Origin of the sequence: Massilia agilis, assembly GCF_024756255.1 — a bacterium.
GTDB classification, from domain to species: Bacteria; Pseudomonadota; Gammaproteobacteria; order Burkholderiales; family Burkholderiaceae_D; genus Telluria; species Telluria agilis.
This window is the reverse complement of the sequence record NZ_JANUHB010000003.1, coordinates 408,604-423,393: the sequence shown is the minus strand read 5'-3', so window position 1 is coordinate 423,393 and position 14,790 is coordinate 408,604. Positions and strand designations below refer to the sequence as shown.

Annotated in this window: 11 protein-coding genes; 2 read left to right on the top strand and 9 right to left on the bottom strand. The window is 67.4% G+C overall.

All coding sequences use genetic code 11. The annotated features are described in order from the left end of the window. Positions 1 to 50: 50 nt before the first annotated feature. Positions 51 to 833, top strand: a complete 783-nt coding sequence (locus NX774_RS15465) for a spermine/spermidine synthase domain-containing protein (RefSeq protein WP_258823133.1) — start codon at positions 51 to 53, stop codon at positions 831 to 833. Between the two features lie 126 nt (positions 834 to 959). Further along, positions 960 to 3,401 (top strand): TonB-dependent receptor plug domain-containing protein, encoded by a 2,442-nt coding sequence (locus NX774_RS15460; protein ID WP_258823132.1) that lies wholly within the window; start codon positions 960 to 962, stop codon positions 3,399 to 3,401. Between the two features lie 4 nt (positions 3,402 to 3,405). Here the strand turns inward: NX774_RS15460 and NX774_RS15455 are convergent, their stop codons facing one another. From NX774_RS15455 to NX774_RS15415, 9 genes are all read right to left on the bottom strand, one after another. After that, positions 3,406 to 4,920, bottom strand: a complete 1,515-nt coding sequence (locus tag NX774_RS15455; protein ID WP_258823131.1) for a hypothetical protein — start codon at positions 4,918 to 4,920, stop codon at positions 3,406 to 3,408. Beyond that, positions 4,917 to 6,890 (bottom strand): DUF4175 domain-containing protein, encoded by a 1,974-nt coding sequence (locus NX774_RS15450; RefSeq protein WP_258823130.1) that lies wholly within the window; start codon positions 6,888 to 6,890, stop codon positions 4,917 to 4,919. Before NX774_RS15450 ends, NX774_RS15455 begins: the two co-directional genes overlap by 4 nt. After that, complete coding sequence (locus tag NX774_RS15445; protein WP_258823129.1) at positions 6,874 to 7,860, bottom strand: BatA domain-containing protein; 987 nt, start codon at positions 7,858 to 7,860, stop codon at positions 6,874 to 6,876. Before NX774_RS15445 ends, NX774_RS15450 begins: the two co-directional genes overlap by 17 nt. Continuing rightward, a complete protein-coding gene (locus NX774_RS15440; protein ID WP_258823128.1) occupies positions 7,857 to 8,744 on the bottom strand; it encodes a DUF58 domain-containing protein in 888 nt (295 codons plus the stop codon). Before NX774_RS15440 ends, NX774_RS15445 begins: the two co-directional genes overlap by 4 nt. Position 8,745: 1 nt before the next feature. Beyond that, positions 8,746 to 9,750: an AAA family ATPase gene (locus tag NX774_RS15435; protein ID WP_258823127.1), complete on the bottom strand. Its 1,005-nt coding sequence runs from the start codon at positions 9,748 to 9,750 to the stop codon at positions 8,746 to 8,748. A gap of 3 nt (positions 9,751 to 9,753) precedes the next feature. After that, positions 9,754 to 10,374 (bottom strand): DUF4159 domain-containing protein, encoded by a 621-nt coding sequence (locus NX774_RS15430; protein WP_258823126.1) that lies wholly within the window; start codon positions 10,372 to 10,374, stop codon positions 9,754 to 9,756. Then, the gene (locus tag NX774_RS15425) at positions 10,375 to 11,712 is read right to left on the bottom strand and encodes a TldD/PmbA family protein (protein WP_258823125.1); all 1,338 of its coding nucleotides are present in this window, start codon (positions 11,710 to 11,712) and stop codon (positions 10,375 to 10,377) included. Positions 11,713 to 11,722: 10 nt separating this feature from the next. Then, complete coding sequence (locus NX774_RS15420) at positions 11,723 to 13,360, bottom strand: TldD/PmbA family protein (RefSeq protein WP_258823124.1); 1,638 nt, start codon at positions 13,358 to 13,360, stop codon at positions 11,723 to 11,725. An 88-nt stretch (positions 13,361 to 13,448) separates the two neighbouring features. Beyond that, a complete protein-coding gene (locus NX774_RS15415; protein ID WP_258823123.1) occupies positions 13,449 to 14,786 on the bottom strand; it encodes a TldD/PmbA family protein in 1,338 nt (445 codons plus the stop codon). Positions 14,787 to 14,790: the final 4 nt, after the last annotated feature.

Genomic DNA, 14,790 nt, shown 5'->3' with positions numbered 1-14,790 from the left:
CGCGCGCGCGATCTGGTAACATCGGCGCCTTACCGCCGAATCACCGCATCATGTCTTCCAACGATCCCCGCACCGACCCGCGCTTCTCCCAGCCCGGCCATCCGCCCGCCACCATCACCGAATTCGAGGGCGTGCGCTCGCTTCACCTCGGCACTTCCTGGGTGCAGGGCGCGATGCGCCTGTCGCGCCCGGATGCGATCGAGCTCGAATACGTGCAGATGATGATGACGTGGATGCTGTTCCAGCCATCGCCGCGCCACATCGTGCAGCTGGGCCTTGGCAGCGCCGCTCTGACCAAGTTCAGCTACCTGCGCTTTCCCGATGCGCGCGTCACCGCGGTCGAGCTGAACCCGAACGTGATCGCGATCTGCCGCGCGCTGTTCGGCCTGCCGCCGGACGACGCGCGCCTGTCGGTGCGCGAAATGAACGCGCTCGACTTCGTGCTCGACCCTGCCAACCACGGCAAGGTCGACGTGCTGCAGGTGGACCTGTACGACGAAGAGGCGCGCGGCCCGGTGCTCGATACCCCCGAGTTCTACCAGGCGTGCCTGGACTGCCTGGCGCCGGGCGGCATCATGACCACCAACGTGTTCGGCGACGACTTTTCCAACTACGACAAGAACCTGCAGGTGATGGAACAGGTGTTCGACGCCGTCGTGTGGCTACCCGAGGTGCATGACGCGAACATCGTGACGATCGCGTTCAAGGACGCGCCCCAGGTCGATTTTTCGGCGCTGTACGAGCGCGCCGGCGAGATCAAGCGCCGCTACAACCTGCCCGCCAAGCAGTGGGTCAACGGCCTGAAGGACTGGATGCGCGACCACGCGGGCTAGCAGGGCCGACTGTTGCCCGGACAGCACAGCGGAGCATTGTAATTCCGCAAGATTTGTCCCTCATCAATAAGTGATCAGTAACGGCGAGCAAGATTGCCGGGCAATGACAACACTTAAAGGGGGACCATGATGCGGACCAAACCTTGTCATCGTTTGCTGATCGCCGCCGCGCTGCTTGCCGCCTTCGGCCCCGCGCGGGGCCAGTCCGGGGGCGATGCTACGCCTACTGTGGTGGTGCTGGGCTCGCGCGCGCCGGCCAAGACCGCGCTCGAAACGGCGGTGCCGGTGGGGCTGGTGAGCCTGAAGGACATGCAATCGACCGGCATGCTCGAACTGGGCAAGGTGCTGCAGGACCTTGACCCGTCCTTCAACTTCAGCACCACCTTCATCAGCGACGGCACCGACATCATCCGCCCGGCCACGCTGCGCGGCCTCGGCCCGGACCAGCTGCTGGTGCTCGTGAACGGCAAGCGGCGGCACCAGCAGGCGCTGGTCAACGTGCAGCAGACCATCGGGCGCGGCTCGGCGGGCACCGACATCAACGCGATCCCGCTGTCGGCCATCGACCACATCGAAGTGCTGCGCGACGGCGCGGCCGCCCAGTACGGGTCGGACGCGATTGCGGGCGTGATCAACATCGTCCTGAAGAAGGGCGCCGGCAAGGGCCAGCTGAGCGCCACCGGCGGCGCCACGTCCGAAGGCGACGGCAAGCAGGTCGGCGCCAGCGCATGGCGCGGCTTTGCGCTGGGCGACGGCTACATCGACCTGGCCGTGGAAGCACGCAAGCGCGGCGAGACCAACCGGGCCGGCGCAGACAGCCTGCGCGTGCAGCCGCCGCGCGTAACCCAGCGCATCGGCGACAGCCTGGCCAAGGATGCCTACCTGTGGCTGAACTCCGTGCTGCCGACCAGCACCGAGGGCGAGTTCTATGCGTTCGGCGGCGTCTCGCGCCGCCGTGGTGACGCGGGCGGCTTCTTCCGTCCCAAGGGCGACGGCCGCAACGTGCCTGCGGTGTACCCGGATGGCTTTTTGCCGAACATCCTGACCACCGTGCGCGACGCGTCGCTCGCGCTGGGTTACCGGCACGCCCTGGGCGGCCAGTGGGACTTCGACGCGAGCGTGAACCACGGCCGCAACGAGCTCGCCTTCCACGAGCGGAACTCGATCAACGTGAGCTATTGGTACGAGCCCCAATGCAGCTGCAGCATCTACGGCGAATCGCCGCGCGAGGCCGATACCGGCAAGCTGCGCTTCAAGCAGACCACGGTCAACCTGGACGTCAAGGGGCCCATGATGCTGCTCGGTTTCGAGACATTCGTCGCGATCGGCGCCGAGTACCGGCGCGAAGGCTACCAGATCGTCGCCGGCGAGCCGGTGTCCTACCAGTACGGCCGCACCAACAACACCGCCATCAAGATCCTCGACCAGACCGGGCACATCGCGGCGGCGGGCATCCAGGGCTTCCCCGGCTACACGCCGTCCACCGAAGTGAACGAGTCGCGCCACAACGTTGCGCTGTACCTCGACCTGGAACAGAAATTCGGCAAGAGCGTGACCATCGGCTCGGCGCTGCGGCGCGAGCGCTATTCCGATTTTGGCGACACCACGACCGGCAAGATGACCCTGCGCTGGGACCCGCTGCAGCAGTTCGGCCTGCGCGGCAGCGCGTCCACGGGATTTCGTGCGCCGGGCGTGCAGCAGAAGTTCTACAGCTCGGTATCGACCAACCTGAACGCGGCGGGTGTGCTCACCGATACGCTCACCGCGCGCGAAGGCAGCGCCGTCACCAGGGCGTTCGGCATCGCGCCGCTCAAGCAGGAACAATCGAGGAGCTACAGCGCGGGCATCGTGCTGCGGCCTGCGCGCGACCTGACGCTTACCGCCGACGTCTATCGCACGCTGATCTACGACCGCATCGTCTTCTCCAGCAATATCGAACCGGAGACCGGCGCCTGCCTGACGCCGGCGGCGTGCCCGGTCAAGGCGATCCTGGCGCCGCTGCGCGTGGGCCAGGCGCAGTTCTTCACCAACGCCATCGATACCGCCACGCGGGGGCTGGACATCGTGCTCGAGAAAACGCTGCGCGGCAGCGCGGGCAAGCTGGTGCTGTCCGGCCAGCTGGGACTGAACCGCACCGAGGTGACCGGACGCCATTCGTCCTCGCCCGTGCTCTCCGGCGCGCAGCTGTTCGACGACGCGCAGGTGACCCTGATCGAACGCGGCCAGCCGCGCCAGCACCACGTCGTGGCGGCCGATTTCAGCACCGGGCCGTGGGAGCTGAACGCGCGCGCCAACTACTACGGGAAGGTAGAGGGCCAGGGCTTCACGGCGCCGTACATCCAGACATGGGAAGGCAAATGGCTGGCGGACCTGTCGGCACGTTACGCGTTCAGCAGGCAGCTCAGTTTCTCGGCCGGGGCCAACAACGTGTTCGACACCTATCCCACGCGCTGGGACCCGGTGAAGGCGGCGCCGTTCCCGCAGCTGGGCTTCACCTACTGCTGGGAGAGCTGCCCGTTCGGCATCAACGGCCGCAGCATGTACGTGCGCGCCGACTACAGCTTCTGACCGGCTAGCGGCGCTCGCGCCACCACAGCGCAAGCATCGCCAGCGCGAACACGACGGCAAAGGGCCAGCGCGGCAGCGCTGCGGGCCGGCCCTGCGCCGCAACCGGCGTGCGCGCGGCATAGCGTGCGGTGGCGTGGCGGCGCTCCTGCGCCTGCCACTGTTGCCAGTCGGTGGGCGCAAAAATATAGATGGCGCTGCTGGCGTCGCTGTCCGGGCTCTCGACCTGGAGCCAGCCGCTCTTCTCAGGCCATACTGCCACGCACGAGGCATCCACGCGATCCGGCCGGCGCTGCCAGGCCAGTTTCTGGCTCAGGCCGGGGAACACCGCCGTGCCCTTCACGCCGCGCGCGCACACCTCCAGCCGCTGGCGTGGCAGGGGCATTTCGTCCGGGGCCAGCCACTCGACCGGCTCCGCGCGCGCCACGCCCAGCGCGTCCAGTGTCGACTGCCACCACAATGCAAGCGCATGCGGGTCGCTGATCGCGTACCGGTGCCAGTCGGCCGCGCCTAGCCAGCCGATGCGGCCCGCGTGCCACTGGCGGGTCCAAAGCAGATTGCCCGCCGCCTGCCAGGGGCCGTGCTCCGATGGATTGAACGGCGCCACGGACATGACAAGCGGCGCGCCTTCGGTGGCCTTGTCCGGCTGTGGCTTGAGGTCCAGCTGCAGGGTGCGCGACCAGATGGCGGGATCGGCCGCGTTCGCACCGAGGATCAGCAGCGCCGCGCCGTGCTCGGCCTGCGCCAGCATCGCGCTGCGCTGGGCCGGGGTCGCATGCTCGAACCAGGCGGCATCGACCAGCAGCAGGTTGGGCTCACCGATCGCCTCGCGCGGGGTTTCGCTGCGGGTAAGCGCCTTGCCAAGCGAGATCTGCCAGTCCAGCAAGGCGTTGCTGCTCGCGAGCAGTTCGTCCAGCGCGCGCAGGTCAAACGAGGGCGCGCCAAAGCGGCCCTGCACGCGCAGCGGCTGCGTTTCGCTCACCCGGAACGGCACCGGCCCCTCGTCGATGACGCTGCCATCGCTCGCAAGCAGGCGCGCGCGCAGCACCAGCTGTTCCGCGACCGACGGCAGCCACTGCACCGAGAGGTCGCCCTCGCCCTTCGCCTCCGACAGCACCCAGCCGTTCTCGGCCACCAGCTGCAAGCGCGCCGGCGTGCCGGGCGGCCGGTGTACGGTCAGCACGAACATGCGGCCAAGCGCGAGCTGGCGCGGGAAGTCCAGTGCGATGCCGCCTGCGCCGGCGCCGTCCCATGCCAGCGGCCGCGCCGGCAGGTCGTCCCATTGCGCGGCACGCAATCCATCGCCCTTCAGCCGCAGCGCGGCCACGCCATCGAGCGAATGCGGCGGATTCTTGGCGTCGATATCCAGCGTTGCCGCTGGCTTGACCGGCAGCGCAATCTCGCCGCAGACCAGTGCCAGCGCAAGCGCCGCAACGGCGGCCAGCGCCGCGTCGATCCACTGGCGGCGCCACACGCTCGCAGCAACCGCCGCCAGGCCAATGCATGCTATCGCCCAGATCACTTCTTCTCCTCCGCGCGCCAGGCCCTGGTGAATGGCGTATCGACCGTCGGCTTTGCCTGCAGCAGCAGCTGGGGCGCGCCGATTCCGCCGCGCAGATACGCGCGCAGGTTTGCGCGGCACGGTGCGCAGCCGTCGGCCACGTCCTGGATGGCTTGCTGCGCCGCCAGCCGCTGCTCGTCAACGGTAATCCGTTCACGCACCCAGTCCTGCGCCGTGCGCGTCCACAGCGCCGGCAGCGGCCCGTCCGTGGACAGCGCCTGCACCAGTTCGCGCAACTGCTGCGGCACCTTGCCCGGCGCCTCGTCCTGCACCCGCTTGCTGCTCGCGCTGCCGGCCATATCGCCGGTCATGCGCTTGTCTTCCTTGATGGGCGGCGGCGCGAAGGCCGTCTTGTGAAGATAAATGCGGTCGGCCTGCTGCAGTTCCTTGACCGCGTCCAGTGCCTTGTACTCCGGCGGCAGGGCGGTCTTGGGCGAGATCGCGCGCAGCGCCTTTTCGGCATCCCACATTGCCGAGAGCGCGCGCCGCAGGACCTTCTTGGTCGCGTCGTCGAACAGCGTGGCATTCTCGGCCTGGTCGTGGGCGTGGCCAAATTCGTGCAGCACGTCCTTCTTTGCGCCAGGCTGGTCATCGTCGTGGTCGTCGCCGCCGAACAGCGTCGATTCCTCGCCCAGGAACTGGCCGTAGCGGCGCCGCAGCGCGCCCTGGTCCGACGCGATTGTCTGGCTGCGCTCGCGTACCGTGTCCGCATCCATGTGCCTGGCGCGCATGTCGGCGATGAGCTGCTCGGTGTCGATGATGATCTGGCGCTGGCTGCGCAGGCTTTCCGGTTTCACCAGGGTGGGCAGCGCGGCGCTTTCGGTGTCCGCTTCCTGCTTTGGCGCCGGCAGGCGCAGCGTGTAGGTGGGCGACTGCACCGAGTGGGGTTTGGCCGCGTTATCGCTGGCGCGCACAAAGAAGTACAGCTCGTCGCCCGGCTCCATGCCCAGGTCCTTGAGCGTCCACGTCCTGGACCAGTCGCGCTTGCGCGGGTCCGGCGACTCGGGCAGCGGCATCTCGCGGTCGGAAAAACGGATGTTCTCGCCGCTGCCGCGCGCCAGCGTCATGTGCACGGTTGCGCGCTGGACGCGGTAGTCGTCGCGCACGCTGACCGCCATGGCCGCCGTTTGCGCGCCTTCACGCAGCTCGTGCACCATCTCGGACGGCGCGCTGATGACAATCTCCGGCGGCTGGTCGAGCGTCACCTTCAGGTTGTAGCGCGTGCCCTTCCAGCGCCAGAATACGGACTCGCTCGCCGTCCAGCGCACGCACGGCTGGCCCGTTGGGAGCGATTGTCCCGAGCTCAGTTCCACCGGCGCATCCAGCGGCGCACCGCCCTTCTCGCACCACTCCACCTGGCTCGATTCCGGCACCTGCAAGTCACGCGGCGCGCCTTCGCTGGCCGGGGCGCCGGTGTAGGCAGGCGGGACGACCTTCAGCACCAGCTGCTGGCGCGGCGGCACGGCTTGCGGCAGCACCGTGCGCAAGCCCGGTACCTTTGCGGTCGTGGCGAAGGGATGGGAGGCGGCAAGCCACAAGGAAGCCGCAGCGAGCACGCTCAGGCCGAGCCAGGGCAGGCCCGGCTTGACCCTTTCGCTTGCGATCGCGCGCACAGCGGATCCGGTCAGCGCCGCGTCGATCCGCGCCAGCAACCGTTCGCGCTGCAGTCGCGCAACCGGGGTCTGCGCGTCGAGGAGCAAGGCGCTGCTGTCTTCCAGCTCGGGCAGCGCGTCGTCCAGCCAGCGCGGCCAGTGTGCTGCCGCCGCGCGGTTCAGCCGGAATGCGTCCCACGCGCACCATGCCGACCACACCGCGGCACCGGCCACCGAGCGCAGCGCAAGCCATGGCAGCAGGCCCCCGGCCCACACTGGCGCGCGTCGCAGCAGGGCCGCGCGGCGAATCCGCGATGCGATGTCAGCGGCGGCGCGCATGGGTCAGGATCCTTTCAACAGCAAACAGCGCCACGACCAGCCACGCCAGCATGGTGCGCAGCTCGCCTTCGGCTTCGTCCGGCCGCCACACACGGCGGGTCTGGATCGTTTGCGAGGGCGCGGTGTACGGCGCCGGCGCAAAATGCAGGCGCTGCCAGGTTTCGAACAAGCGGCGCGCGCTGTCCGCATCCTTCGGCGGCCAAGCCGCAGAGCTCCACAGGCGGCCACGCGACGCGCTGTCCGCGTAGCGCATGCCGTCCACCTGGCGCGCATCGCGCAGCTCCGGGGATGCGCTGGCGTCGGCCACCCACCACAGCGGCGCGCGCAAGCCGGCGCTTGGTGCTCGCGGCACGTCCCAGATGATCAGGTCGGCCTTCGCGCCTGGCTCGGTGTCGATCACGTAACGGTCCGCGCCGTCCAGCGCGGCGAAAAACCGCCGCCATTCCTGCGCGCGCTCGCTCACGATCACGATATGGCGTACGGCGCCCTGCGGCGCTACCCTGGCAGTGACCAGTTGAACGCGGTGGCGGAACGCGGGCAGGCTGGCGGGCATGGGCACGTCGCCCAGCACGAGCACACGGGCATCGGTCCGCCACTCGCGCTGGTGCGTGCGCACCCACTCCAGTACCTGCGCAGCCGGCAAGTCGATGCGCTGCGGGTCCTTCAGGCCGGCGGCCGCGACCTGCTGTTGTGCCCATGCCGCATCGGTCCCCTGCACCGCGACCACGGTATCAGGCCGCCACGGCAGCACCGGATCGGCCAGCCACGCGACGACGGCCGCGAGCAGCAGGCAGCGCACCACCAGCAGCAACACGTCAACCCAGCGCCAGACGCGTACCTGGTTGGGCTCGATGCGCGGCACGAAGCGCGCGCTCGCCAGCGGCAGCGTGCGCGTCTGCTCGCGCTTCTGCCGATGCCACCACACGGGCAGCAGCAATACCGGAAGTGCCAGCCACCACAAGCTGTTCATGACCGCCCCGGCCGGCGCAGCCACATGCGCAGCACTTCACCCGGCGGCTGCTCGATCCGGGCTGCTGTCAATAGAATGTCGTGCTGGCGGCACTGCGCGGCCACATTGGCAAAGTGCGCCTCGCGGTTGCGGCGGTAGGTCTCGCGCGCCACGGCATCAAAGCCGAACACGCCGGCCTCCTGCTCCGGGTCGCGGTATGCCGGCCCGGCTTCGAAGCTGGCCTCGCATTCGGCCTGCGTCTGCAGGCACAGCACGCGCACGTCGTGGCGCATGTGGCGAAGCCGAATCAATGCCTCGGACAAGGGCGATGGCCAATCAAGCAAGTCGCTGGCCGCGAACACCACGCTGGGCGCGCGCGCAAAGTGCAGCGAGCTGCGCAGCACGTCTGCAGCCGGCAGGGCACCGGCAGCGTCCGCACGCGCGAGCTGCGCCAGCACGCGCTGCAACTGGCGCGGCCCGCGCGAGGCGGGCGTGAACTGCACCGCGCCGTCGCGCAGCACGACCAGGCCGAATGCGTCTCCCTGCCGCTGGGCGATCGCCGCCACGCACCCGAGCAGCGCGCGCGCATATGCAATCTTGTCCAGCCCTTCCACGCTGCGGCTCGGCTCGGACATCGATGCGGTCGCATCGAGCACCAGCCACACGGCCACGTGGCTGTCGCGCTCGGCCTCGCGCACGTAATAGCGGTCGGCGCGCGCGAGCAGTTTCCAGTCGACGCGGCGCCATTCGTCGCCCGGGGCGTACGCACGGTATTCCGAGAACTCGACGCCGGCGCCGCGCTCGCGCCCGGCGTGAATGCCGTGCCCGAGCCCCGCCAGCACGTGACGGATCACGAGGTCGAGGTCTTTCGTTTGCGCGATCAGCGCCGAACTTGCCAGCGTCAACTCAGTCGACCTTGATCTCGCGGCGCAGGGACTGCAGGATCTCGGCAATCTCGATGCCATCCGCCTCGGCCTCGAAGTTGCGCAGCACGCGGTGCGCCAGCACTGGCAACAGCATTGCGCCGATGTCTTCGCGCGTGACCGCCAGGCGAGCGTGCATCAGCGCGCGCGCCTTGGCGGCCAGCACCAGCGCCTGCCCTGCACGCGGGCCGGCGCCCCAGCCGATGTGCTTGCGCACCGCCTCGACCGAGCTCTCGCGCGGACGCGTCGCGCGCACCAGGCGCGTGGCGTAGCGCAGCAAGTGCTCGCCGATCTCGATGTCGCGCACCAAAAGCTGCAGGCGCAGCAGCGTGGCCACGTCCATCGCCGGTTCGGCGTCGTCCAGGCCCGCGTGCGTGGTGCGCGAGACCATCAGCACCTCTTCGTCCTCGGTCGGATAGCCGACGTCGATGCGCAGCAGGAAGCGGTCGAGCTGGGCTTCGGGCAGCGGATAGGTGCCGGCCTGCTCGATCGGGTTCTGGGTGGCGAGCACGAAGAACGGTCGCGGCAGCCGGTGCGTGGTGCCGGCGAAGGTGACTGCGCGCTCCTGCATCGCTTCCAGCAGCGCCGACTGCGTCTTGGGAGGCGCCCGGTTGATTTCGTCGGCCAGCAGCACCTGCGTGAACACCGGCCCCTGCTGGAAACGGAACACGCGCTGGTGCGTTTCCACGTCTTCTTCCAGGATCTCGGTGCCCACGATATCGGAGGGCATGAGGTCCGGCGTAAACTGTACGCGGCGGAAGTCCATGTCGGTAGCCTGCGCCAGCGACTTGACCAGCAGCGTCTTGCCCAGCCCCGGCACGCCTTCAACCAGGGCATGGCCCCCGCCCAGCAGGCAGGTGATGAGTAGATCGACCACGTCCTCCTGGCCGATGATCACGCGCGCCATGCTGCGCTTGAGCGCGTCCACTTTCGCCGCCAGCTCCGCGACTTCGTTTTCGTTCCATGCTATCGCGTCACGTTCCGACACAGCTCAAGCTCCCAAAGCGTATTGAATGATGTTGACCGCGAACCGGGTATTGTCCACCGCAAGCCAGCGCTTGTTGCGAAAGTCATAGTCCCACTCGCAGCCGTAGTCCTTGTTCGAGTACAGCACCCGCACGCGGCCGTCGATCTCGATCGCGCGCAGGTATTCGTGCACCAGGTCGTCGCCCCAGCCGTTCAGCTCCACTGCCGTGTTGGGCGGGCCGTCGAACTTGAAGAAGCACGAATACAGCGGGTGCGTATTCGGGATCTTCTTCAAAGCTTTTGGCCCGAACATGCGCGCCAGCTCGGCCTCGAACGACTTGGCGAACAGTCCGTCGATGTCGTGGTTGCAGTCATCGACGAACACGAAGCCGCCGCCCTTGACGTAGCGCTCGAAGTTGCGCCGCTCGCTTGGGGTGAACTGCACCAGCTTGTGGCCCGCCAGGTAGCAGAACGGCGCCTCGAGCATCTTCGGGTCGGACAGCGCGACCAGGCGCTCGGCCGGATCGACCCGCAACGTGGTGTATTCGACCAGCGAATTGAGCACGTTGCTGGGCATGCGGATATCCACATCCCAATCGCCCGACTCGTAGGTCAGGCGCGTGAAGTAGAAATCGTAATGCGCCATCTACACCGCGTCGGACAGCGAGGTGAAGTTAAAGTCGGAGAGCCGCATGGGCGGAATCACCATCTGGTACCGCACCTCGTCCGGGCCGATCACGGTCGGCTTGCCCAGCTCCTCGACGTTGTTGAGCATCGCGACCGGGCTTTCGTTGAAGCGGAAGTTCTTGATCGGGTACTTGATCTTGCCGTTCTCGACGTAGAAGGTGCCGTCGCGGGTGAGGCCCGTCAGCAGCAGCGACTGCGGGTCCACCATGCGGATGTACCAAGTGCGCGTGACGACCACGCCCTTCTTGGTATCGGCGATCAGTTCCTCGAGCGACTTGGTCCCGCCCGACATGATCATGTTGCCCGGCCGGCCGATCGCGCGCGCGCCCTTCTTCTCGGCCCAGTAGCGCGAGTATTCGAGCGAGGCGACCTTGCCGTCCTTGATCAGGTTGGTGCGCTCGCGCGGCAGCATCGAGCCCGCATCCCACGGCAGCACCGGCACGTCCGGGTTCCACGGGTCGGTCCACACGTTCACCTGTTCGTCGAACAGCTTCTCGCCCAGGCGGTTGCCGCCGCCCTTCTTCGACAAAAAGCTGCGGCCCTCGTCCGCGCGGCGTGCGTCGAACGCGCCGAACATGCGGCCTAGCAGTTCGGAAGTCGCGGCCGGCTCCAGGATGACGGTGTAGCGGCCCGGCTCCAGCGCCTTGGCTTCCACCGAACGCAGCGCCTTTTCGATCGCCACGTCGGAGGCCTCGCGCGCGTCGAAGCGGCGCACGTCGTTGGCCGAGCGGGTCACCCAGCCCGAGCCGCGCCCGTCTTCTGTGCGCACGGTGCAGGTGTAGTCCAGGCCCGAATATTCCTGGTGCCCGAACACGCCTTGGGAATTGGCGATGGTCTCGAAGCCGGTGGTGTCGGTGAAAAAGCCGGCGGCGACCAGGTTCTTCTTGCGGCAGGCGAGGATCGCGTGCGACGCCACCTCGGCGCGGTAGTCCGCGTCGATGGCCGCGGTCTCGCGCACCAGGGTTTGCGATGACTTGAACTCCTGCTTGCCGGGGGCCGGCATGAACTCCGGGTTTTCGGGCGCCAGGCGCGCAATGTCCTCGGCGCGGCGCACGGCGCGTTCGAGCGATTTGTCGTCGAATTCGTTGATCGTGGCGGTGCCCTGGCGCTTGCCGAAGGCGACCGTCACGGCAATGCTGGTGTCTTCGGAAAGGCCGGCGGTGGACACGCTGTTGCGGGCAAAGCGCACGTTGCCCACGCGCCTGCCGTCGATGCGCACGCTGCATTCGTCGGCCTTGGACAACCCGATCACGCGGTCGCAGATGCGCTTTGCTTCTTCCTGGTTAAGCTGTTTCATGCGGCTTCCCTTACCCGATCTTGCGGGCGGTATTGATCACGTTGATGCCATTGAAGCGCGTCGTGCTCGATCCGTGCGACACCGCGCTCACCTGGCTCGGCTGGCCCTTCCCGTCGAAGAACGAACCGCCCATGCGCCAGTCGCGCTCATCGCAGGTGGCAGTGCAGGCGTTCCAGAATTCCTGGGTGTTGGCCTGGTAGGCCACATCCTCGAGCGGGCCGACGATCTTGCCGTTCTTGATCTCGAAGTACAGCTGGCCGCCGAACTGGAAGTTGTAGCGCTGCTGGTCGATCGAGTACGAGCCGCGGCCGAGGATGTAGATGCCCTTCTTGACGTCCTTGACCATCTCGTCCGGCGTGAGGCGCTTCTTGCCCGGCGCGAGCGACACGTTGGGCATGCGCTGGAACTGTACCTGGCTCCAGCTGTCCGCGTACGAGCAGCCGTGCGACTCCTTCTCGCCGATGATGTGGGCCTGGTCGCGCGTGGCCTGGTAGTTGACCAGGACGCCGTTCTTGATGATGTCCCACTCCTTGCACTTGACGCCTTCGTCGTCGTAGGCCACGTAGCCGAGCGAGCCCGGGCGCGTCTTGTCGGCGATGATGTTCACGTGTTCGGAGCCGAACTTGAAGTTCTTCGACTGCCACTTGTCCAGCGTGCAGAAGCTGGTGCCGGCGTAGTTGGCTTCGTAGCCGAGCACGCGATCGAGCTCGGTCGGGTGGCCCACCGACTCGTGGATGGTCAGGAACAGGTTTTCCGGCGCCAGCACCAGGTCGTACTTGCCCGGCTCGACCGACTTGGCCGACAGCTTTTCGCGCGCCTGGCGGCCGGCCGCGCGGGCTTCCTCGACCAGGTCGTACGACTTCGTGTACAGCGTGGTGACGCCGCCGGCCGCCTGCACCTTGTGCTCGGGGCGCGCGTCGAAGTACTCGTAGCCCATGCCCACCGGCGCGCCCAGACCGTCACGCGAGCGGAACTTGCCGGTGGCCTTGTCCACAGCGGTGGCCGACAGCGGCGCCCACAGGCGGTGGATGTCCTGGTCGATGTACGAGCCGTCGGTGGACGCGAAGTACTTCTGCTGGTTCACCTGGAACAGCTGCGAGCGCATGAAGCTCGCGCCCGCGTCCAGGCCCGCCTTGTTCGCGGCCAGCAGCATCTCGGCCTTGTCCTTGACCGGCACCGCGCGCCAGTCCTTCGTAAAGGGCGTCGCCCAGCTCACCTCGCCCACGCCCTTCACCGGCGCCAGTTGCACCGGTTCGCTCTGCAGCTTGGCGTTGGCCTTGGCGATTGCCACCGCCTGGCGCGCAGCGTTGGCCACGCCGTCCGGCGTCATCGAATTGGTCGCCGCAAAGCCGTAGGCGCCATTGGCGATCACGCGCACGCCCACGCCGCTCGACTCGGTGTTGGTCACGCTCTCCACGTGCAGGTCGCGCGTGGTGACGAACTGGTTCAGGTAGCGGCCGATGCGCACGTCGCAGTAGCTGGCGCCGGCCTTGGTGGCAGCGTTCATCGCGGTGTCCGCGAGCGACTTCTTGAAGCTCGCGGCCATCGGGTTGAGCAGTTCTTCGGCCGCGATCGCATTGCCGAACACCGGCACCAGCATGGAGCCGGCGGCGCCTGCGCCGATTTTCAAAAATGTACGTCGTTCCATCTTGTCTTCCGTAGGGTGGGCACTTGTGCCCACGCGGTTCTTCACGTGCCTCGTATCGCAGCGTGGGCTCGAGAGCCCACCCTACGGCTTACACGGCATCCGACAGCGAGGTGAAGTTAAAGTCGCGCACCTTCATCGCCGGCAGCATCATCGAGAACGGCGACTCTTCGCCACCGATGACGACCGGCTTGCCGATCTCCTCGATATTGTTGAGCATCGTGACAGGGCTCTCGTTGAAGCGGAAGTTCTTGATCGGATGCTTGATCTTGCCGTTCTCGATATAGAACGTGCCGTCGCGGGTCAGGCCCGTGAGCAGCACCGACTGCGGATCGACCATGCGGATGTACCAGGTGCGGGTGACCAGCACGCCCTTCTTGGTGTTGGCGATCAGGTCCGCGGTGGACTTGTCGGTGCCGGCCATGATGAAGTTACCCGGCAGGCCAGTCGCGGCCACGCCCTTCTTCTTGGCCCAGTAGCGCGAGTAGCCCAGGTTGGCCACCTTGCCGTTCTTGATCACGTCCATGCGCTGGCGCGCCAGCATCGAGTTGCTGTCCCACGGGACCACGGCCACGTCCGGGTTCCACGGGTCGGACCAGATGTTCACCTGCTCGTCGAACAGCTTGTCGCCCAGGCGGTTGGCGCCGCCCTTCTTGGACAGGAAGCTGCGGCCTTCGTCGGCGCTGCGCGCATCGAAGCCGAAGAACATGTAGCTGAGCAGGTCGGACGTTGCGGCCGGCTCCAGGATGACCGTGTAGCGGCCCGGCTCGAGCGCCTTGGCGTCGACCGAACGCATCGCCTTTTCGACCGCCACTTCGATCGCTTCGCGCGCGTCGAACCTGGCGGCGTCACGCGCATTGCGCTTGACCCAGCCCGAGCCGCGCCCGTCTTCGGTACGCACCGTGCAGGTGTAGTCCAGTTGCGTGGTCTCCTGGTGGCCGAACACGCCGTTCGAGTTGGCCACTGCCTGGAACGAGGCGTTATCGGTGAAGAAGCCGGCCGCCACCAGGTGATTCTTCTTGCACGCCTCGATGCTGTACGCCGCCACTTGCGCACGGTATTCCGGGTCGATGTCGGCGGTACGCTTGGCAAAGGTTTGCGAAGCCTTGTACTCCTGCTTGCCCACGGCCGGCATGAACTCGGGGTTCTCCGGCGCCAGGCGTGCCAGCTCCTCGGCGCGGCGCACCACTTTTTCAAGCGACTTGTCGTCGAACTCGTTGATGGTGGCGGTGCCCTGGCGCTTGCCGAAGGCGACCTGCACGGCGATGCTGGTGTCGTCAGCAAGGCCCGCGGTGGACACGGCATTGCGCGCGAAGCGGATATTGCCGTTGCGGCCGCCGCTGACAGTCACGGTGCACTCGTCGGCCTTGGAGAACGACAGCACGCGGTCGCAGATACGTTTGGTTTGGTCCTGGGTCAAAATGGTCATGTTC

Coding starts and splice junctions, on each gene's coding strand:
- NX774_RS15465 (WP_258823133.1), top strand. CDS start 51: ATGTCTTCCAACGATCCCCGCACCGACCCGCGCTTCTCCCAGCCCGGC.
- NX774_RS15460 (WP_258823132.1), top strand. CDS start 960: ATGATGCGGACCAAACCTTGTCATCGTTTGCTGATCGCCGCCGCGCTG.
- NX774_RS15450 (WP_258823130.1), bottom strand. CDS start 6,890: ATGCGCGCCGCCGCTGACATCGCATCGCGGATTCGCCGCGCGGCCCTG.
- NX774_RS15445 (WP_258823129.1), bottom strand. CDS start 7,860: ATGAACAGCTTGTGGTGGCTGGCACTTCCGGTATTGCTGCTGCCCGTG.
- NX774_RS15430 (WP_258823126.1), bottom strand. CDS start 10,374: ATGGCGCATTACGATTTCTACTTCACGCGCCTGACCTACGAGTCGGGC.
- NX774_RS15425 (WP_258823125.1), bottom strand. CDS start 11,712: ATGAAACAGCTTAACCAGGAAGAAGCAAAGCGCATCTGCGACCGCGTG.
- NX774_RS15420 (WP_258823124.1), bottom strand. CDS start 13,360: ATGGAACGACGTACATTTTTGAAAATCGGCGCAGGCGCCGCCGGCTCC.
- NX774_RS15415 (WP_258823123.1), bottom strand. CDS start 14,786: ATGACCATTTTGACCCAGGACCAAACCAAACGTATCTGCGACCGCGTG.